A 436-nucleotide genomic window follows, 5' to 3' on the forward strand; every position below is an offset into this window, starting at 1 on the left:
TGCTACCACCGGTCGCCGCCGTGTCGGTACCGCCGGTGCCGGTGATCTTGTTGCCGGCGCCGGTGATGCCCAGGCCGGTAGCGCCGGCGGCGCCGGTCAGGACCGTCTTGGCGGTGTCGTCGATGGAGAAGTTGCCAGCGCCGCTGAGCTGGTACGAGGCGTTGTTCTGGCTGTCGACCCGGGCCGTCATGGTCACCTCGTTGCCCTGGTAACCCGCGTTCTTCAGCGCGGACGAGAGGGCCGAGTTGACGGCCGCGGCCAGGTCCTGCGGCGTGTCGGTCGACTTGACCGCGGCGACATTGACGGTGATCGGGCTACCAGAAATGTCGACGCCGCCGACCTCGGTGAGTTTGAAGCTCCAAGCGCTTTGGGCGTTGGTCGGCACGGCGGTCACGGCGCCGGCGGTGTTCGCGACTGCGCCGCCCTTGGTCGCCAT

The 436-nt window shown here is 68.8% G+C and carries 1 pseudogene; it reads right to left on the reverse strand.

Going from position 1 to position 436, the window contains the following annotated elements:
- Window positions 1-394, reverse strand: a pseudogene (locus tag ODJ79_RS46795) (flagellin); the annotation flags it as partial.
- Window positions 395-436 lie beyond the last annotated feature (42 nt).

The sequence above is a fragment of the Actinoplanes sp. KI2 genome (assembly GCF_025630775.1).
GTDB lineage: Bacteria > Actinomycetota > Actinomycetes > Mycobacteriales > Micromonosporaceae > Actinoplanes.